Below are 19,772 nucleotides of genomic sequence, written 5' to 3'. Positions count from 1 at the left end.
GTGTCCTCCTCGTAGTTTTATAAACTAAGTGTACGCCTAGTTTGTCAATCAACCAAATGATAAGGTTGGCTATTTTTTAGTTGCATGTTTAGCTAATTTTGGTAGACTAAGTCTGAGGTGAAGAGGATGGCAAAGAAAAAGACGCCTACAAAAACCAATGCAATTCGTTTAGTCGAGCAAAAAAAGATTCCTTATATAGAGCATGAATACGCATGGTCTGAAGAGCATGTAGGGGCAAGTGATGTTGCTGAACAGTTACACCAAGATAAAAGTCAGATATTTAAAACATTAGTCGCAACAGGCAACAAAACCGGACCAATCGTAGCGGTTATTCCAGGGAATCAAGAACTTGATTTAAAAAAGCTGGCTAAGGTCAGTGGTAATAAGAAAGTTGAAATGTTACATTTGAAGGATTTGGAGGCTACCACTGGTTACATTCGAGGTGGCTGTTCGCCCATCGGCATGAAAAAATTATTTCCGACGTTTATCGATGCTTCGGCGCAATCATTTGAAACCATCATTATTTCCGCAGGAAAACGAGGATTGCAGATGGAATTAGCCGCTAGCGGCATCCAGCAATTGACTAAAGCAGTCTTTACAGATTTACAATTGTTGTAATAACTGGTGCTAATCATTGAGTCGGTGATATTAGAAATGAACGGAATGAAGAATAGGAAGAAAATAGGGTAGCTAGATAGGTTACTTCAGAATAATAGCCCGCAGCATTGTGGGAAGCTTTTAAAAGTCTTTCCACAATGCTGCGGGCTTATTTGTTCGTTAGGGTAGGCTACTCTAGGTAAGTGTAGGCAGCAACTTCCGCGGCGTGTTGGCCAGCAACATGTCCGGTTACGAAAGCTGCAGTAATGTTGAAACCGCCGGTATAACCGTTAATATCTAACAGTTCTCCTGCAAAAAATAATCCTTGAACTAACTTACTTTCCATCGTTTTCGGTTGGATTTCCTTTAATGAAATGCCCCCGCCAGTTACAAATGATTTTTCGATTGGGAAAGTTTTAGAAATGGTAAACTCAAAACTTTTACATAGATGAATAAATTCTTCTAGTTGGGCGTCTGTGACCTGTGGCGCACTTAATTCGTGTAGGTGACACTTTTCAAGGTAGAAGTCTAATAACCGTTCAGGTAAGAAGCCTTTCAATGCGTTGGCAAGAGACTTTTTAGAGTCTTTTAACAGTGCGCTCGCTTGTTTGGTTAATTCTTGGGCTGAAATTTCTGGGAAACAGTCTAGGCGAAGCGTAACGGGTTGACCGTTTGTTTCTTCCAATTCTTGATTGACGAAGCTAGAGCACCGTAAAGCTGCTGGTCCTGAAACACCAAAGTGGGTAAAAAGGAGGTCCATAATGTGCTCAGTGACAACTTTTCCTTTTTGATTCAGGACTTGTAAAGAAATGTCATCTAAGGAAAGGCCTTGTAAAGTTCTCTTTTCAATAAATGTTTCATCTGAAATCATAGGTGATTCAGTCGCATAGAGCCGCGTGATAGTGTGACCCACTTTCTTAGCAATTTTGTAGCCATCACCAGTGGCACCGGTGGAAGGATAGGTCCGACCACCAGTTGTCAGAATGACACAAGGCGCCCGAAATTCTTCTAATTCTGTGCGCAAACCATAGATTTGACCGTCTTTATGAATTAACTTTTCAACTTTTGAACCAAAATGCAGAGTTACGCCGAAATCTGTTAACCGTTGAAGAAGTGTCTCGATAATTGTTTTTGATTTATTGGTGATTGGAAACATTCGCCCATGATCCTCTTCTTTTAAGTGAACCCCGTTACTTTCAAAAAAGTTCATGATATCGAAATTTGTCCACTGAGAGAAGGCACTGTATAGAAATTTCCCGTTGCCTGGGATATGTGCGATTAAATCTTCCACTGGGCGATTGTTCGTCACATTACAACGTCCACCGCCGGTCATCAATAGTTTTTTTCCGGCTTTTTTGTTCTTTTCTATTAATAAAACGTTTGCGCCATTTTCAGCGGCTGAAATAGCGGCCATCATGCCACTGGTTCCTGCACCAACAACGATTACATCATATTTTGTCGTCATTTTTTTCACCTCAATCAAGAGTCTAGCATAAATTGTGGAAAAATTCAGAAAAAATTCATGCATAGATGATGCGAAGATGGAAAAAGTGCGATACAATAAGAGCTACAAAGAATGAAGGAGAGTGAAACTATGACAGAAGCAAAGCAATATGTCGCGTCAATTCAACAAAAAATTCGGGAGAAAGATGCCGGGCAAACTGAATTTATTCAGGCGGTAGATGAACTTTTACCAACGGTTACTGCTTTTTTGGAAGATCATCCAGAGTACATCGAACAAAATATTTTAGGTGTCTTGATTGAACCAGAACGCATTATTCAATTTCGTGTGCCGTGGCAAGATGACCAAGGGAACTGGCAAGTAAATCGCGGCTATCGCATCCAATACAATTCTGCGTTAGGCCCTTATAAAGGTGGCTTACGTTTCCACCCGAGTGTTAATCTAAGTATTTTGAAGTTCTTGGCTTTCGAGCAAATCTTCAAAAACAGCTTAACTGGCTTACCAATTGGTGGCGGTAAAGGTGGCAGTGATTTTGATCCTAAAGGAAAATCAGATGCAGAAGTGATGCGTTTTTGTCAAAGTTTCATGACAGAACTATCGAAACATATTGGACCAGATACAGATGTGCCAGCAGGTGATATTGGTGTAGGCGGACGGGAAATCGGCTACTTATTCGGCGCATACAAGCGTTTGAAACAATATGATGCCGGAATTTTAACTGGTAAACCACTAGACTTTTGGGGTAGCAAAGGTCGGACAGAAGCAACCGGTTATGGCTTGGTTTATTATGTGAAACATTTACTTGCAAATGATAAAGATTCCTTTAAAGGCAAAAATGTCTTCGTTTCTGGTAGCGGAAATGTGGCAATTTATGCCATCGAAAAAGCCCAAGAATTAGGTGCTAAAGTGACGACTTGTTCTGATTCTAGTGGATATATTTACGATGCAGAAGGTATTGATTTAGACTTACTAAAAGAAATCAAAGAAGTGAAGCGTGAACGTTTAACAGCCTATGCTGAAAAACGTCCATCAGCGGAATATTTTGCAGGCGAATCGGTTTGGTCATTAGACAAACCAGTTGATATTGCCTTGCCATGTGCCACTCAAAATGAAGTTAGTGGTGAACAGGCGAAAAACTTAGTGAAAAATGGCGTGAAAATCGTTGGCGAAGGGGCTAATATGCCTTGTTCACTTGATGCGGTTGGCGTGTTATTGGAAAATGGCGTGTACTATTGCCCAGGAAAAGCAGCGAATGCTGGTGGGGTAGCTGTTTCAGCGCTAGAAATGAGCCAAAACTCACAACGTTTATCTTGGACAAAAGAAGATGTTGATCAACGATTAGATGATATTATGCTAAATATTTACGAAACTTGCCGCGATACAGCCAAAGCTTATGGCGATGAAAAAAATCTAATGATGGGTGCAAATGTCGCTGGTTTTGGAAAAGTAGCCAAAGCGATGTTAGCTCAAGGATTGGTATAGATTCGTAGCTAGAACTTTAATTTATGAGAAAAAAGTAAGACGCTTTACTTATTTACTTGAAATAAATGCGAAAAAAACGTAAAGTAATATATGTATGAAGTTTACTTTCAAGGAGGACTAAAAAAACATGTCACACATTCAATTTGATTATTCAAAAGTAGCGCCATTTGTTAATGCCCATGAATTGGACTATATGCAAAGTGCAGTAACTGCTGCTCATAATACTTTGCGCGAAGGAACAGGAGCGGGAAGCGATTTTCGTGGCTGGATTGATCTACCAAAAGCATATGATAAGGAAGAATTTGCTCGCATTAAAAAAGCAGCGGAAAAAATTCAATCTGACTCTGAAGTATTAGTCGTTATCGGTATCGGTGGCTCTTATCTAGGTGCCCGTGCGGCGATTGATTTCTTAAATCACAGCTTCTTTAACATGTTAGATAAAGCAGATCGTAAAGCACCACAAATCTTCTACGCTGGAAATTCTATCAGCTCAACGTATTTAGCAGATTTAATCGAAGTGATTGGTGAACGTGATTTCTCAGTGAATGTCATTTCAAAATCTGGTACTACTACTGAACCAGCAATTGCTTTCCGTGTTTTCAAAGAATTACTTGTGAAAAAATATGGTCAAGAAGAAGCAAACAAACGTATCTACGCAACAACTGATAAAGCCAAAGGGGCGGTAAAAGTTGAAGCAGATGCTGAAAAATGGGAAACATTTGTGATTCCTGATGATGTCGGCGGACGTTTTTCTGTATTGACAGCAGTTGGTTTACTACCGATTGCAGCAAGTGGTGCGGATGTAGATGCCTTAATGCAAGGTGCTGCAGATGCGAGCGATGCTTACTCAAGTGATAAATTATCAGAAAATGAAGCGTATCAATATGCAGCGATGCGTAACATTTTATACCGTAAAGGCAAAGTAACTGAATTATTGATTAACTACGAACCAGGAATGCAATATTTTTCTGAATGGTGGAAACAATTATTCGGTGAGTCAGAAGGAAAAGACCAAAAAGGGATTTACCCTTCAAGCGCGAACTTCTCAACTGATTTACACTCTCTAGGACAATATATCCAAGAAGGTCGTCGTAACATTTTTGAGACAGTCGTTAAAGTTGAAAACCCTCGCAAATCTGTGGCAATTCCAACACAAGAAGCAGACCTAGATGGCTTAGGCTACTTGCAAGGAAAAGAAGTTGACTTCGTTAATACAAAAGCTTTCGAAGGAACTTTACTTGCACATACAGATGGTGATGTACCAAACTTATTAGTTAAAATTCCAGCAATGGATGCTTACACATTAGGGTACACTATGTACTTCTTCGAAATCGCTGTGGGTATCTCTGGCTACTTAAATGGCGTAAATCCATTTGACCAACCAGGTGTGGAAGCTTACAAGAAAAATATGTTTGCCCTTTTAGGCAAACCAGGCTTTGAAGATTTAGCCAAAGAATTGAACGCACGTCTATAATCAGTCGTTCATTACTAAAGAAAATCTAGCTCGATAAGTCGAGTATATGTATAAAAAAACGGAGAGTCCTGCGGGATTCTCCGTTTTTTGGTTCTATCTTTGATGAGGCAAGGAAGGAGTATTCTCAATATATGCAATCGCTTACCTTTTCGCGAAAAATAAAAGATTTTTAAAATCATTTTTGTGAGACTAATTAATGGTGATCGAAAAAGATGATTTCTTGATTTTGGTGTTTCTTTAAATACTCTTTCGGGGTAAGTCCAAATTCTTTCTTGAAGCTTTTTAGGAAATGAGAATAGGACTTGAATCCACATTGAAGATAGATTTCATTGGAATTCTTATAGGTCACTAATAGCTGCTTTGCATAGAGTAGCCGCTTTTTTAAAACATAACTGTGAAAGGTAAAACCAGTCGTCTTTTTAAACATGCGGGCAATGTAATATTTGCTGACAAAAAACTTCTTTGCGACGTCTTCAAGTGTCAATGAAGCTTCTAAGTTCTCCGAAACATACACCATCAACTCTTCGATCATACTATTTTCCAAGACCTCTTTGGGTTGAACGTCGTTTTCTTCACTCATAACTAATTTATTTAAGTAAACTAAAAAGTCGATAAATTTCTGAGTATATTTCAAGTCCATACCATAGGTTTTTTTATTAATCGGCTCTTCAAGTGAAGAGAGGTAGTAGGTAAGCTGTTCAGGGGTAGTTTGAACGATTTTACTTTTCGTAGTCCCAGTTGCATGAAAGCAGCGCTCTAAATTGGTATATTTGCTAGAATGATTACGTAAAAAGTTAGGCGTAATAAACATATAGACACGTTCATATACTTCAGAATCTTGCTTGACGATGCGATGTAAATCTAAACTATGGATAAAAATAACAGAGCCAGGTTTCAATAAGTACTGTTTTCCATCCAAGTAGAAGTTGGCTGTGCCGGATAATGTGCAATGAATTTCATAAAAGTCATGATAATGATAGAGCGTTTTCTCTTGAACTACCAGATCCTTGACATGGAAGAGTTCATAGTCATTTGATAGCATCGTGTTCACTAGTGAAGTATTGATCAATGGGGGCTCATTCATTAAAAATTCCTCCTGTTTTTTCTTTTTCCTGTGTTTTATTATACAACAAAAAACAAATGAAAAGGCTTTATGTGCAATTTTTGGCAGTAATTAGGCAATTTTTGCTATATATTCATTTTTGATAACTTGTTAAACTGAAAACATGTTCAGGAACTGAAAGCGCTTTGCAGAAATGTTTTCAGAGAAAAAAACTTGAAGGGGACTAATTATACCATGATTATAAAACAAGAATTATTTGTACCAAAAGAAACCGTAGAAGCAAAAATTGATTTAATGATTGAAAATTTAACAACTATCAAAGATAACAGCGGAGAGTTTCTTTTAGATTTTGATGGACTAAAAGTTGACGATAAAAGCTGGACGATTTGGAATTGGCCACAAGGTGTTGGTTTGTATGGCATTTATAAAAATTTCCAAATTACTAAGAATGAGAAAGCTTTAAAAGTTGTCAATGATTGGTTTGATGGCCGCATGAAAGAAGGCGCGCCGCCGAAAAATGTTAACACAATGGCTCCATTGTTAACGATGGCTTATCTTTATGAAGATACAAGAGATTCAAAATACATACCTTATTTAGAGCAATGGGCTGAATGGGTAATGCACGATATGCCTAGAACGAATGAAAATGGCTTGCAGCATGCGACTTATGGACCAGCCAATACAAATCAGCTGTGGGATGACACATTGATGATGACGGTTTTACCGTTAGCTAAGATTGGTAAATTGTTGAATCGTCCGGAGTATCTGGAAGAGGCGAAACATCAATTCATGATCCATATCAAATATTTGATGGATAAGAAAACAGGCTTGTGGTATCACGGGTGGACATTTGAAGGAAACCATAACTACGCTGAAGCTTTATGGGCACGTGGAAACTGCTGGATTACAATCGCGATTCCAGAAATTATTGAAATTTTAGAATTACCTAAAGGCGATGGACTGAGAGATTTCTTGATCAGCACGTTGAATGCACAGGTTGCTTCTCTAGCGAAATATCAGCATGAGTCAGGTTTGTGGCATACATTGTTAAATGATTCGAGTTCATATTTAGAATCTTCAGCAACTGCTGGCTTTGCTTACGGCATATTGAAAGCTGTTCACAAAAAATATATCAGCAGTGAGTATGAAGAAGTTGCTTACAAAGCGATGGCTGGTTTGTTAGAAGAGATTGATGATAAAGGTGAAGTACAACATGTTTCAATCGGAACAGGTATGGGCGATGATTTAGACTTTTATAAGAATATCGGTATGACAGCTATGCCATACGGACAATCATTAACGATTCTGTGCTTAACAGAATTATTGGTTTCTTATTGTTAAGAGAATAACTAAAGTGTGGACTACAGGTCACTATGATTTATAAATGAATAGATAGTAGTGACCAGAGTTCGTGCTTAAATTTTAGAAAACAATAGTTATTTATAATCTGTGTTCTGGGAGTGGAAAATGGCTCACATAGTGGAGCATGGAGAATTAGGAGGAAGAAGAATGAAGAAACGACATGTTATTTCTGGATTGATGTTTTCGCTAGCTGGACTGACTTTATTGAGTGGTTGCGGTAGCGGTAGTGCGAAAGCGGATTCAAATGATCAGGTTATTCTGCGTTATGCGTATTCCAGTAATAGTCAACCGGTTATCGATTCAATGAATGAATTCGGCAGACTAGTTGAGGAAAAAACAGATGGCGATGTTAAAATTGAGTATTTCCCTGATGGTCAGTTGGGTGGAGAAACAGAATTGATTGAGTTGACACAAACAGGTGGGATAGATTTCACCAAGGTAAGTGGTTCAGCATTAGAAAGTTTTTCTAAAGACTATTCTATTTTCTCAGTCCCTTATATCTTTGATAACGAAGAACACTTCTTTAAAGTAATGGAAGATAAAGACATTATGGATGGGATTTATCGTTCGACAGAAGAACTTGGCTTTATTGGTGTAACTTATTATGACTCTGGTCAACGTAGCTTTTACATGACAGATGGTCCAGTGAAGACACCGGATGATTTGAAAGGGAAGAAAATTCGTGTAATGCAGAGTGAAACGGCTATTAAAATGGTTGAATTACTTGGTGGCTCACCAGTTCCTATGGGAAGTTCAGAAGTTTATACTTCATTACAATCTAAATTAATTAATGGGGCAGAAAACAACGAATTTGTTCTTCATACAGCAGGACATGGTGGCGTGGCTAAATATTATTCTTACGATGAGCATACTCGTGTACCGGATATTGTGATTATGAACGATAGTGTGAAAGAGCGTCTTTCTGATGAACAATATGAAGCAGTTCTTGAAGCAGCAAAAGAATCGACAGAGTTTGAAAAAGCAGTATTCAAACAAGCAGTCGAAGAAGAGAAAGCAGTTGCAACTGAAGAGTACGGTGTGGAGTACAATGACGTGGACAACGCACCTTTCCAAAAAGCAGTACAGCCTTTACATGATCAGTTCAAAAAAGATGCAGATTACAAAGAACTTTATGAACAAATTCGAGCTGTAGCGGATGAAATGAAGTAGGAGGAGTTAGCATGAAAGCAATTAGAAATACTTTAGATAAAGTATTAGAAATTTTTGGTTCCGTTCTTTTAGCAGTAATGATTCTAACCGTTCTTTATCAAGTATTTACTCGAACGGTATTGAATAGTCCTAATACAATCACTGAAGAACTGGTTCGTTTTGGGTTAGTTTGGTTATCTATGTTGGCATCGGCTTATGTTGTAGGTAAGAGAAGTCATTTAGCCGTAACAATGTTAAGCGATAATCTTAGTGGTAAAAACAAACGTTTGTTGGAAATTATTATCCAAATTTTATTTTTAGTCTTTGCGGCAGTTATCATGATTTTCGGTGGTTGGAAAGCAGTCACTGTAACAATGGGGCAAATTTCGCCGTCTCTGTCTCTTTCAATGGGCTATGTGTACTTAGCAGTACCAGTATCAGGAGTGATTATGTTTATCTACAGTTTGCTGAATTTATTTGAGCAACCAGTCAAAGAAGAAAGTCAACAGGAGGGGTAATTATGGCGTTACAAGCAGGTCTGATTTTATTCATTGTTTTTGCTATATTGTTGATTTTAGGGATGCCAATTGCGATTAGTGTCGCAGTTTCCTCAATCGCAACATTGTTGTTAGTTGTTCCATTTGATATTGCCGTCTTTACTTCGGCTCAGAAAATGGTGTCCAGTTTAAATAGTTTTTCTTTAGTTGCCATTCCGTTCTTTGTCCTCTCGGGGATTATAATGAATGGTGGTGGGATAGCGGAGAAACTCGTTAATTTTGCTATGTTGTTTGTTGGTCGTGTGCCGGGTGGTTTAGCACATACGAATATTCTAGGTAATGCATTGTTTGGTTCAATGTCTAGTTCAGCTATTGCAGCATCGACTGCGATTGGTGGCGTATTGATTCCTCAACAGGTTAAAGCTGGCTATGATCGTAAATTTGCGACAGCTGCTAACATTGCTTCTGCACCAACAGGAATGGTTATTCCTCCAAGTACAGCGTTTATCATGTATTCGTTGGTTGCAAGTGGTGCTTCAATTTCATCTTTATTCTTAGGTGGTTATTTAGTTGGTGCATTATGGGCATTAAGTATCATGATTGTGGCATTCTTACATGCTAAAAAGCATAAATATAAAACAATTAGTCGTTCAGAATTAGGTTCAGTAGGAACTGTTTTAAAAGAAGCTTTGCCAAGTGTTATGTTGATTGTCATCATTATTGGTGGTATTCTATCTGGCTTGTTTACAGCCATTGAAGCATCAGCGATTGCTGTAGCTTACTCACTATTAATTGCTATGTTTTTCTACAAAACAGTAACAGTTAAAGACATTCCTAAAATGTTACGTGATGCGGTATTAACAACCGGAACGATTGCTTTCTTGTTAGCAACATCTTCTATGATGTCATTTGCGATGGCCTTTACAGGGATTCCGCAAGCAATCAGTGCGGCAATCTTAGGTCTGACAGATAACCGTATTATTATCTTGTTACTTGTTAACATCGTGTTATTAATCGTTGGTATGTTCATGGATGTTGGACCAGCTATTATGATCTTTACGCCAATCTTCTTACCAGTTGTCACAAGTGTCGGTGTTGATCCAGTCCACTTCGGCTTGTTCGCTATTATGAATTTATGTGTGGGTTCAATTACACCACCTGTTGGTTCCGGGTTATACGTTGGTGCCAGTGTCGGTGGGGTCAAGGCAGAGAAAATGTTGAAGCCCCTGGTGCCATTCTATATAGCTATCCTAGCTGTTCTATTATTAATTACGTACTTCCCACAAGTTGTTATGTGGCTGCCAAATCTCGCTTCTTAATCAGATATAGATAGACGTCACTTTTCATAATCACCCCAATTTTTATGAAAGTGTACAAATTAACTAGACAAGGCAGCTTTTTATAGATAAAAGGAGGAGATTTTGTAGTAAGTTCATACAAATGAACGCAGGAAGGCTGCCGATAATCTAAGGATTGTCAGCAGCCTGTTTCCTGTTTATAATACAGACATACTAAGAAAAAAGGAGCTATCCAAGTGTATAATTTAACAGTTAGAGGTCATGATTTATCTGGTCTTCAATCACACAATAGAATGGATTTACCTGCAAAAATACGAAAAGTTGGCATTCATAATGTTCAATTAGCATTGGCGATGTCTTTTCCTGAAATACCTAGCGGCAAAGAACATCTGTCACCAGGTTTTGGTACCTATATAAAAAATAGTTTTATGCAAGAAGAGGTCCAAATTGCTATTTTGAGTTGCTACATCAACATGATCCATCCTAACGAAGAAGTACGGGAAGAGGTCTTGCAAAAATTCGAGAGCTACTTAAAATATGCGAAATATTTCGGTGCCTCAATGGTTGCCTCAGAAACAGGCAATGTTTTAGAGGAGATTGTTTATACCGAAAAAAACTTTACGTCAGAAGCTTTTGAGCAGGCGGTCACATCGATTCAGCGTTTGGTGGCCTATGGCGAAAAAGTCGGAATGATGGTCGGCATTGAACCGGGTTTAAATCATCCGGTCTATTCAGTAGAGAAAATGAATGAAGTCGTTCAACGGATAGATTCTGAATATTTAGGAGTTATCTTAGATGCGACGAATCTAATTACAGCAGAAAACTACGCCGATCAAGTGAGTATTTTGCAACAAGCATTTACGCTGTTTGGTGAAAAAATTGTGGCGATTCATTTGAAAGATTTTGTGATAGAAGATGGAAAAGTGGTGCCGACAGCGGTAGGTGAGGGCTTGATGGACGTCAAAGGAATGCTTGAAGTCATCAATCAGAACAAACCATTGATCAATATTGTCTTGGAAGAAACCAAGGACGAAAAGATCGCGCAAGCTAAGCAGTATATTGCTTCTCTATAATCATTGTTAGAAAGTGTAAATTTTATAAGAAAAGACAGGAAACTAGCCTATTTGATTCCTCAAATAATGTCTAGGTTTGAACTGTCTTTTTTTTATGGAGTAAGGTAGGAGCAATGTTTTGTTGGCTAAATAACTGCCCAAATGGCGCTGAATCGAGTGAGTCAGATAGCTAGCTGAAAGGAAATACCAATATAGTGCAATTATATATCAAAAATGTGTGATGTAATCAAACCAAAATGCGACTATTATTACTGTATAAGCAATTGTAACGAGCGATTTTTTACTAAAAATGGTATCGCTTCATTTATATCAAAAAAGTGAAATAGAGGATGGGAAGATGACAGAAACCTATATTGCAGTAGATATTGGTGCTTCTAGTGGGCGCTTAATGAAAAGTGAGCGTCAGCCGAATGGCCAAGTGACTTTAGAAGAGATTCATCGCTTTAAAAATGGTTTTCACCTGAAAGATGGCCATGATCGTTGGGAAATTCGTCAGTTAACCAATGAAATCTTACTAGGCTTAGAGAAATTAAAAAAGTCAGGGGTAACGAATTGCTACGTCGGAATTGATACCTGGGCGGTTGATTATTGTTTGCTAGATCAAGCAGGAGAATTGATAGAAGAACCTATTTCCTACCGAGACAGCCGAACGGAACAAGCCGTGAAGCAATTTTCTACAACCTATTCATTGGACAAATTATATGAGAAAACGGGGATCCAAATTCAACCGTTTAATACGATTTTCCAATTGTTTGTCGAAAATAACGAAACATTAGCTGCAGCAGATAAGCTGTTACTTATTCCAGATTATCTAGGATATGTATTTACAGGAAAAGCCGTCACAGAAAAGACGAATGCTTCAACTATGCAACTACTTAATCCACACACTCAGACGTGGGATGAAGAATTACTAGCAGTAGTTGGGATAACGGCAGAGCAGTTGGCGCCGTTGACTGATGCAGGTACTTTACTAGGCGAGCTACAGAGAGAGAAATTTCCAAACTTCGATTTGCCAGAAGCGACGTTTATAACGGTAGCGACACACGATACAGCATCTGCGGTCATTGGTACACCAGGTGAAGGAGACGATTGGGCCTATATCAGTAGTGGAACTTGGTCCTTATTGGGTATTGAAACGCCAGTGTTTAACGGCTCAAAAGACGCTTTTTCAGCTAATTATACAAATGAATGGGGCGCGTATAAGACGATTCGCTTCCTCAAAAATATCATGGGTATGTGGTTAATTCAAGAAGTAGCCCGCCAGCAAGAATACCGCTACAGCTATGCAGAATTGGCGGATATGGCAGCTGCTACACCAGCGTTCCAACAGTTTATCGATGTGAATGAGGAGTGTTTCCTCAATCCAGACAATATGATTGAAGCTCTTCAACAATATTGTGAGAGAACACAGCAAAAGGTTCCAAAAACAGCAGGTGAGATTGCCCGTTGTATCTATGATAATCTTGCGTTGTGTTATGCAGTAGAGCTTGAAAAAACCGAACAATTAATGGGCGAAAATGCCAAAATTGATAAGCTTCATATTGTCGGTGGAGGCTCAAACAATCGCTTCTTAAATCAGCTAACAGCTAACGTCACAGGGGTAACTATTGAGGCGGGGCCAGGTGAGGCGACAGCGATTGGTAATATTTTAGTGCAAATGATTACGACGGGTGTTTTTGCAAATGTTAAGGAAGCAAGAAAGGCTATCAAGCAATCTTTCGACCTTTCTATTCATCAACCAGAAGCATTCGATCGAACCATTATAGAAAAGTATAAAAAATTTTTAAAAGGAGCGACAAACTAAATGACAATCAAACAAAGATATGAAGAAGCCAAAAAGAAATATGCGACACTTGGCGTAGATACAGATGCAGTAATGAAAAAAATGGATGAGATTAAAATCTCAATGCACGTTTGGCAAGGCGATGATGTGAAAGGATTCTTGAGTGATGCTGAATTATCTGGTGGTATTTCAGTAACCGGAAATTATCCAGGAGCTGCTCGCACACCAGATGAATTAAGAAGTGATCTAGAAAAAGCTTATGCAATGATTCCGGGGAACCATAAATTAAATTTACATGCGATTTATCTTGATACAGATGAATCTGTTGATTTGAATGAAATTGAACCAAAACATTTTGAAAAATGGGTTTCTTGGGCAAAAGAGCAAAAGTTAGGTTTAGACTTTAATCCAACTTTCTTCTCACACCCAATGTATAAAGATGGTTTTACACTTGCTTCAGCAGATAAAGAAGTTCGTGATTTCTGGATTGAACATGGTAAACGTTCAAGAAAAATAGCCGAGTACTTTGGTAAAGAATTAGGCCAAGTCTGCGTAAACAACTTTTGGGTACCAGATGGCTTTAAAGACAATCCAATTGACCGCTTAGCACCTCGTAAGAGATTAATGGAAGCATTAGATGAAGTTTTTGCTGAAGACTTGGATGAAAGATATACATTAGATGCTGTCGAAAGTAAGCTATTTGGACTAGGTGCAGAAGCCTATACAGTAGGTTCTCACGAGTTTTACATGGGTTATGGTTTAACACGTAAGAAATTAGTTTGTTTAGATGCTGGACACTTCCATCCAACTGAAGTTATTTCTAATAAATTGTCTTCACTTTCTCTATTCAGCGAAGGAATTTTACTGCATGTGAGCCGTCCAGTTCGTTGGGATAGTGACCACGTAGTTATCATGGATGATGAACTTCAAGAGATTGGTAGAGAATTAGTTCGTAATGACTTATTACCAATTACAAATATCGGCTTAGACTTCTTTGATGCGACAATTAACCGTGTAGCTGCTTGGGTTATCGGTACACGTAATACTCAAAAAGCATTGATGAAAGCGATGCTTGAACCGATTGATTCTTTAAAAGAAATCGAGTTATCAGGAGATTTCACAACACGTCTTGCTATGGTGGAAGAATTGAAAGATTTCCCATTTGGCGATGTTTGGAATTACTACTGTGAGTCAAAAGGTGTACCAGTTGGTCTAGATTGGTTACCACAAGTTAAAGAATATGAAAAAAATGTTTTAAGTCAACGTAGCCTTGCAACAGAAAAAGAAAGCTGCCGTTTTTCATAATAGTAAGCAATAGCGAAACACAGAGAATGAAGGAGAGAGTGAGCATATAATGAAAAAATTAGATATTTTAAACGCACCTTTTGTACAAGAAATGGTGAAAACAACAGCAAATCTTTACCGTTTAGGTTGGGATGAACGTAATGGTGGAAACATTTCTTACCTATTAAAAGAAGAAGAAATTACGCCTTTCCTTGACCCAGAAAAAGTTATCAGAACCATTCCTATGATTTTTGATGGCAGTAAATTAGCTGGCAAATACTTTATCGTTACCGGCTCTGGTAAATACTTTAAAAATGTTTGTGATGCACCATCAGAAAATTTAGGTGTCGTACGTGTCAGTCAAGATGGGAAAGCTGTTGAATTATTATGGGGCTTAGAGTTTGGTGCTGTACCAACAAGTGAATTGCCTAGCCACTTTATGAGTCATATTGCGCGTCTAGAAGCAGATCCTGAGAACCGCATCGTGATGCATAATCATGCTAGCCATTTATTAGCTATGAGTTTTACTCATGAATTATCTGAAAAAGAATTTACTCGGACTTTATGGCAAATGTGTACTGAATGTTTAGTTGTCTTCCCAGATGGCGTATCTATCATTCCGTGGTTGGTTCCTGGAACAAATGAAATTGGGGAAGCAACAGCTGCTAAAATGAAAGAATCTCGCTTAGTTTTATGGCCACAACATGGTATTTATGGGGCAGGAAAAGACATGGATGAAGTGTTTGGTCTAATTGAAACTGCTGAAAAAGCAGCAGAAGTTTACACTTATGTTTGCGCACAAGGCGGCGTAAAACAAACAATTTCTGATGAAAATCTATGGGCACTGGCAGATGCATTTGGTGTAGAACCTAAAGCTGGCTATCTAGAAGCAAGATAGGAGCCTAAGCCGGATGATAAAAAAAGCAGTGAAAATGAAGGTCTATCCTGACAAGCATGAGGAATATAAAAGACGTCATGATGAATTATGGCCTGAAATGGAACAGATGTTAAAGGAATATGGCGCCTTAAGTTACGCGATTTTCCTTGACCCTGAGACAAGTACACTATTTGGTTATCTTGAGATTCAGGATGAGGAGCGCTGGTCTTTGACTGCGCAAACAGCCATCAATCAGAAATGGTGGGACTACATGGCGGATATCATGGAAACAAATCCTGATAATTCTCCCGTAGCAACCGATTTATTACCTGTTTTTGAATTATAAAAGAGCATTAACAAATGTTTGTGAGGGTGTCCAGCTAGATAGACAAAGAATCTAGCTAGTTGGGCACTATCCAAAACAGCTGAATTTCTCATTCAGTCAGAATTACTGCTGAGTGAGAGCTTTCGCTGTTTAATCGCCACGACATTTGTGAAAACACACACATACACATAAGGAGGAAAAGACAGAATGGTAAACAGAATGGTCTTAAATGAAACATCGTATTTTGGTAAAGGAGCTATCACAGAAATTGCAGGTGAAGTGAAGAAACGTGGATTTAAGAAAGTCTTAGTCATTACTGACAAGGATTTAATTAAGTTTGACGTGGCGACTAAAGTAACAGCATTATTGGATGAATCGGGTATTTCTTACGATACGTATGATGGTATTGTCCCAAATCCAACAATCAAAAATGTAACTGATGGTGTAGCTGCAGTTAAAGCAGCAGCTGCTGACTGTATCGTTGCTATTGGTGGGGGATCACCTATCGATACAGCAAAAGCAATTGGGATTATCGTGACTAATCCTGAATTTGCTGATGTGCGTAGCTTAGAAGGCGTGGCAGACACGAAAAATCCTAGCTTGCCGATTTTCGCTGTTCCTACAACTTCTGGAACTGCTGCTGAGGTAACTATTAATTATGTTATTACTGATGAAGAAAATCATCGTAAATTCGTCTGTGTGGATCCTCATGATATTCCGATTGTTGCCTTTGTTGATAGTGATATGATGATGGGAATGCCTAAAGCTTTAGCAGCTGCAACAGGTATGGATGCCATGACACATGCAATCGAAGGATTTATTACAAAAGGTGCTTGGGAAATGAGCGACATGTTACACATAAAAGCGATTGAGATTATTGGTCGTTCGTTGAGAGCTTCAGTGGAAGGCGATCAAGCCGGTCGTGAAGAAATGGCTTTAGGGCAATATATTGCTGGTATGGGCTTTTCAAATGTGGGCTTGGGTCTTGTGCACGGTATGGCACATCCGTTGTCTGCTTGGTATAACATTCCTCATGGTGTAGCTTGTGCATCACTTTTACCGACAGTTATGAAATTTAATAAAGATTTTACTGATGAAAAGTATCGTGAAATTGCAATTGTCTTAGGCTTAGAAGGAGCCGAAACATTAAGCATTGAAGCAGTTCGTGATGCGGCATGTGAAGCAATCGATCAATTGAGTAAAGATGTTGGCATCCCAGCAACTATCTCAGAATTAGGCGTTAAAGCGGAAGATATTCCTCAAATCGCTCAGGATGCATTTAATGACGTATGTACACCAGGGAATCCGAGAGAGGCTTCTGTGGAAGAAATCATTGCTTTATACCAAAGCTTGATGTAAGAAATTTAGTGCTTAGGATAGGTCCTTGCGTAAGTTTAGACTTATTCTAAAAGCATGCTAATAGAATTCAATAAAGGTGCTAAGAGGCTTGTCACATTGAGCTTTTTAGCACTTTTTACTTAGCCAATTTTGAGCATACAAAAAAGACGTCGTGTAGTGGAATCTACAGACGTCTTTTACTGATTATTCGAACTGGAATCATTCATTTTATGGGTTCGCTCCTTAAATGTTTTTCTTCAATTCTTTAATCGCTTCTTCAATAGTTACGCCATACGCAACCTTTGCTTCATCATTGGCATCAATTGCCATGAATTTGTTTTCGACAGTGTCAAAAGCAACTCGATAAGCCATATTTGTTTGTGTGAAAGTCATCTTTTATCCCTCCTTTATTTTCTTTGATAGAATCGCTTCTCCGTTGATTACTATAGCACGTGGGCTAGGACCTGGCAAAGAAAGTGACTCCAGTATTCGTAGTTTTCTGAAAATATTCACTTTTTCTTTTCATGGTATTGCTTTCGTCAAATTTAATTTGTGTCTTTTAGGCCCACAAGTAAGCCAATGGCTAGTATAAAAAATAGAACTGTTTGAATAACTACCATGTCATTTCCCTCCTTATACTTACTCTTTCTTTATCTTAAAGGAAGAGAGGCGAAGAATCACGAACGTTGGGCTTACGTTTTGACAACAAATTTGTCATATAAATGAAGGGATTGAAAGGTAACCAGTGAACGCCACAAGTAACCCAATAAGTAAATCAACAATTAAAAAATACACCAAGCATTAGGCGCCTCATTGAGCCTTGCTTGGTGTTTTTTTTAGTAAGAGATAGGCAAAAACGCGCTGGATATTGAGTCCAGTGCCCATAGCTCCGAAGTTTGCTAATGCCTTATCCGACGCCTAATACAAAGTTTAACAATTTATCTGAGTAGGTTATATCTTCTGAGGAGCGACTGGTGGTGGTAAGTAAATCCATTTGGTCGGTTACCATCCCATCGGCACCGTAGAACATCATACGGCTCATGTCATCTTCTTCATTCACCGTCCACACATAGACTTTTTTCCCATCAGCATGTGCAGAGTCAATAAAGTTACGATTAATGGTGCTATATTCCATAGTTAAAAAATCGGCTGGTGTGACCGGTGGACCGACAATGTTGAAGGGTAGGATATAGCCAACCGTAAAGTCCGGCACAGCTGTTTTTAGATCTGTTACGGTTTGGTAAGTTAAGCTTTGGAGCATGTGATGATGCGTGAGTATATCTTCTTGATATTTTTCAATAAAGTTCTCGACTAGCTGAGGGCTATCTAAAGGACTGGTTTTGATTTCTATCAGTAATTTTTGATTCAAGCGATTGGCTTCTGCTAAATAGTCATCAAAAGAGCTGATGAAATCTTTTGTGCCATTTTCGGTCAGTTGAATTTCTTGTAATTCTTTCAAAGTCAGCTCTTGTGGGGCCTTGTTGATACCTGCGAGAGCCTTCAAATTGGGATCATGGTACACCACAAACTGATGGTCTTTGGTCTCTTGGACATCCATTTCGACATAGTCAGGGGCTAGCTTAACTGTTTTTTGTAAGGCGGTCAGAGTGTTTTGAACCCCATTTTTATCACTGACCCCACGATGAGAGATGGTAACGGGTCGAGTGTTGGCAGCATTGGTTAAGTAGACGGTATTGTATAAGCCGACACCAATGCCAAAAAAGATTGTTAAAGCTAGCACGAATCCTATCTTGATAGTCGAATGCTTTTTACTGCGAACGGGTTCCAAATAGAACCATTCAGGGATGGCAGGTAAAAAGCCTTCATCATCCATGAAATCTACAATAATATAGAAAATTCCGACGGTGGATAAGATAATATTTAGGAGTAGCGCGGCTTGCAATAAAGTCATGGCAAAGACAGCGCTTGGTAGGGCATATTCTGGCAAATAAACTTCAAATAGTCCTTGAGCGACAATCACTATCACAAAGACGGCAGAGGTCAGTAAGACAATAATACCGCCGATAAAGACAAATTGACCAATAATCGCTAAAAATCGTCGTCGTGTCACACGCCAACTTTCTTTAATTGATTCCCTAAATCTTCTATCTCGTAAAATCATTTCCGGTAAAGCAAAGATGACCCGAATACCTAGATAGATTAACAGTAGGTAGCCAATGGCAAAGCCGGCGATGACAATCACTCGGTTTTGGAAGATGAAATCCATAATAAAGGCAGGAATTTTAATTTTTGAGAGTAAATCTGAATTAAAACTTAACCCACCAATTGGCAGAATTAGTAGAAAATAAAATAGGAAGAATAGGACGGTTATTGGGCGAATTTTTTTCATCTGTAAGAGGGTCATTCGTAGGAGTTGCTGCAGACTCACTGGTTGTTTTTTCTTGATAAAATAAACACTTAGGAGTAAGAAAGTAAATTCGAAGAAGACCAGGATTAGGACAGAGAGTAACACGAAAAATAAGGCAACAAGGACACCTGGATGCTGGGTCAAGATACTGCTTAAATTATCGTATGAAAGGTAATCAATTGCCCCTTTTCTCAGAATAAAACGCGTACTGCTCCCCAAAAGAGGCAGGGCAATAAACAAAATAAAGCCGTGCATCAATAAAACATCACGAAAATACGCTTGGGTACTTTTCAAGAAGTCACGTGTATTAATTAAGCTATTTTTTAAATAATTCATTTTT

The 19,772-nt window shown here is 38.6% G+C and carries 17 protein-coding genes; 13 read left to right on the top strand and 4 right to left on the bottom strand.

Annotated features, from left to right (window positions below; all coding sequences use genetic code 11):
• Nucleotides 1-126: 126 nt before the first annotated feature.
• Complete coding sequence (gene ybaK / locus BAU15_RS06810) at nt 127-618, top strand: Cys-tRNA(Pro) deacylase (protein WP_161841988.1); 492 nt, start codon at nt 127-129, stop codon at nt 616-618.
• Nucleotides 619-787: 169 nt separating this feature from the next.
• Here the strand turns inward: ybaK and BAU15_RS06805 are convergent, their stop codons facing one another.
• Nucleotides 788-2,062, bottom strand: a complete 1,275-nt coding sequence (locus BAU15_RS06805) for a BaiN/RdsA family NAD(P)/FAD-dependent oxidoreductase (RefSeq protein WP_161841987.1) — start codon at nt 2,060-2,062, stop codon at nt 788-790.
• A gap of 129 nt (nt 2,063-2,191) precedes the next feature.
• On the opposite strand from BAU15_RS06805, the gene gdhA reads away from it, so the two are divergent.
• Both gdhA and BAU15_RS06795 read left to right on the top strand, forming a co-directional pair.
• Nucleotides 2,192-3,541, top strand: coding sequence for an NADP-specific glutamate dehydrogenase (gdhA, locus tag BAU15_RS06800; RefSeq protein ID WP_161841986.1), 1,350 nt, complete (start codon nt 2,192-2,194; stop codon nt 3,539-3,541).
• Between the two features lie 127 nt (nt 3,542-3,668).
• Nucleotides 3,669-5,015 (top strand): glucose-6-phosphate isomerase, encoded by a 1,347-nt coding sequence (locus BAU15_RS06795; protein WP_161841985.1) that lies wholly within the window; start codon nt 3,669-3,671, stop codon nt 5,013-5,015.
• A 193-nt stretch (nt 5,016-5,208) separates the two neighbouring features.
• Here BAU15_RS06795 and BAU15_RS06790 read toward each other — a convergent pair whose 3' ends face one another.
• Nucleotides 5,209-6,099, bottom strand: a complete 891-nt coding sequence (locus BAU15_RS06790; protein WP_420022122.1) for an AraC family transcriptional regulator — start codon at nt 6,097-6,099, stop codon at nt 5,209-5,211.
• A 213-nt stretch (nt 6,100-6,312) separates the two neighbouring features.
• On the opposite strand from BAU15_RS06790, the gene bglB reads away from it, so the two are divergent.
• From bglB to fucO, 10 genes are all read left to right on the top strand, one after another.
• Nucleotides 6,313-7,419 (top strand): beta-galactosidase BglB, encoded by a 1,107-nt coding sequence (gene bglB, locus BAU15_RS06785; RefSeq protein WP_161841984.1) that lies wholly within the window; start codon nt 6,313-6,315, stop codon nt 7,417-7,419.
• A gap of 168 nt (nt 7,420-7,587) precedes the next feature.
• The gene (locus BAU15_RS06780) at nt 7,588-8,610 is read left to right on the top strand and encodes a TRAP transporter substrate-binding protein (RefSeq protein WP_161841983.1); all 1,023 of its coding nucleotides are present in this window, start codon (nt 7,588-7,590) and stop codon (nt 8,608-8,610) included.
• 11 nt (nt 8,611-8,621) lie between these two features.
• The gene (locus BAU15_RS06775) at nt 8,622-9,107 is read left to right on the top strand and encodes a TRAP transporter small permease (RefSeq protein ID WP_161841982.1); all 486 of its coding nucleotides are present in this window, start codon (nt 8,622-8,624) and stop codon (nt 9,105-9,107) included.
• A gap of 2 nt (nt 9,108-9,109) precedes the next feature.
• A complete protein-coding gene (locus BAU15_RS06770) occupies nt 9,110-10,405 on the top strand; it encodes a TRAP transporter large permease (protein ID WP_161841981.1) in 1,296 nt (431 codons plus the stop codon).
• 215 nt (nt 10,406-10,620) lie between these two features.
• Nucleotides 10,621-11,457 (top strand): sugar phosphate isomerase/epimerase family protein, encoded by an 837-nt coding sequence (locus tag BAU15_RS06765; protein WP_161841980.1) that lies wholly within the window; start codon nt 10,621-10,623, stop codon nt 11,455-11,457.
• Nucleotides 11,458-11,794: 337 nt separating this feature from the next.
• A complete protein-coding gene (rhaB, locus tag BAU15_RS06760) occupies nt 11,795-13,261 on the top strand; it encodes a rhamnulokinase (RefSeq protein WP_161841979.1) in 1,467 nt (488 codons plus the stop codon).
• On the top strand, nt 13,262-14,545 hold the full coding sequence (gene rhaA, locus BAU15_RS06755) for an L-rhamnose isomerase (protein ID WP_161841978.1): 1,284 nt from the start codon (nt 13,262-13,264) through the stop codon (nt 14,543-14,545).
• A gap of 49 nt (nt 14,546-14,594) precedes the next feature.
• Complete coding sequence (gene rhaD, locus BAU15_RS06750) at nt 14,595-15,422, top strand: rhamnulose-1-phosphate aldolase (protein ID WP_161841977.1); 828 nt, start codon at nt 14,595-14,597, stop codon at nt 15,420-15,422.
• A 13-nt stretch (nt 15,423-15,435) separates the two neighbouring features.
• A complete protein-coding gene (rhaM, locus tag BAU15_RS06745; protein WP_161841976.1) occupies nt 15,436-15,747 on the top strand; it encodes an L-rhamnose mutarotase in 312 nt (103 codons plus the stop codon).
• 186 nt (nt 15,748-15,933) lie between these two features.
• Entirely contained in the window at nt 15,934-17,085 is a 1,152-nt protein-coding gene (fucO, locus tag BAU15_RS06740; RefSeq protein ID WP_161841975.1) for a lactaldehyde reductase, read from the top strand.
• 222 nt (nt 17,086-17,307) lie between these two features.
• Here the strand turns inward: fucO and BAU15_RS15565 are convergent, their stop codons facing one another.
• On the bottom strand, nt 17,308-17,457 hold the full coding sequence (locus BAU15_RS15565; RefSeq protein WP_202622718.1) for a hypothetical protein: 150 nt from the start codon (nt 17,455-17,457) through the stop codon (nt 17,308-17,310).
• A gap of 514 nt (nt 17,458-17,971) precedes the next feature.
• Nucleotides 17,972-19,768 (bottom strand): glycerophosphoryl diester phosphodiesterase membrane domain-containing protein, encoded by a 1,797-nt coding sequence (locus BAU15_RS06735; protein WP_161841974.1) that lies wholly within the window; start codon nt 19,766-19,768, stop codon nt 17,972-17,974.
• Between the last annotated feature and the right edge of the window lie 4 nt (nt 19,769-19,772).

Source organism: Candidatus Enterococcus huntleyi, from assembly GCF_009933175.1.
GTDB classification, from domain to species: domain Bacteria; phylum Bacillota; class Bacilli; order Lactobacillales; family Enterococcaceae; genus Enterococcus_K; species Enterococcus_K huntleyi.
The sequence above is the reverse complement of the archived record's forward strand: the minus strand, read 5'-3'. Positions and strand labels throughout refer to the sequence as shown.

Coding starts and splice junctions, on each gene's coding strand:
- ybaK (WP_161841988.1), top strand. CDS start 127: ATGGCAAAGAAAAAGACGCCTACAAAAACCAATGCAATTCGTTTAGTC.
- BAU15_RS06805 (WP_161841987.1), bottom strand. CDS start 2,062: ATGACGACAAAATATGATGTAATCGTTGTTGGTGCAGGAACCAGTGGC.
- gdhA (WP_161841986.1), top strand. CDS start 2,192: ATGACAGAAGCAAAGCAATATGTCGCGTCAATTCAACAAAAAATTCGG.
- BAU15_RS06795 (WP_161841985.1), top strand. CDS start 3,669: ATGTCACACATTCAATTTGATTATTCAAAAGTAGCGCCATTTGTTAAT.
- BAU15_RS06790 (WP_420022122.1), bottom strand. CDS start 6,099: ATGAATGAGCCCCCATTGATCAATACTTCACTAGTGAACACGATGCTA.
- bglB (WP_161841984.1), top strand. CDS start 6,313: ATGATTATAAAACAAGAATTATTTGTACCAAAAGAAACCGTAGAAGCA.
- BAU15_RS06780 (WP_161841983.1), top strand. CDS start 7,588: ATGAAGAAACGACATGTTATTTCTGGATTGATGTTTTCGCTAGCTGGA.
- BAU15_RS06775 (WP_161841982.1), top strand. CDS start 8,622: ATGAAAGCAATTAGAAATACTTTAGATAAAGTATTAGAAATTTTTGGT.
- BAU15_RS06770 (WP_161841981.1), top strand. CDS start 9,110: ATGGCGTTACAAGCAGGTCTGATTTTATTCATTGTTTTTGCTATATTG.
- rhaB (WP_161841979.1), top strand. CDS start 11,795: ATGACAGAAACCTATATTGCAGTAGATATTGGTGCTTCTAGTGGGCGC.
- rhaA (WP_161841978.1), top strand. CDS start 13,262: ATGACAATCAAACAAAGATATGAAGAAGCCAAAAAGAAATATGCGACA.
- rhaD (WP_161841977.1), top strand. CDS start 14,595: ATGAAAAAATTAGATATTTTAAACGCACCTTTTGTACAAGAAATGGTG.
- rhaM (WP_161841976.1), top strand. CDS start 15,436: ATGATAAAAAAAGCAGTGAAAATGAAGGTCTATCCTGACAAGCATGAG.
- fucO (WP_161841975.1), top strand. CDS start 15,934: ATGGTAAACAGAATGGTCTTAAATGAAACATCGTATTTTGGTAAAGGA.
- BAU15_RS15565 (WP_202622718.1), bottom strand. CDS start 17,457: ATGACTTTCACACAAACAAATATGGCTTATCGAGTTGCTTTTGACACT.
- BAU15_RS06735 (WP_161841974.1), bottom strand. CDS start 19,768: ATGAATTATTTAAAAAATAGCTTAATTAATACACGTGACTTCTTGAAA.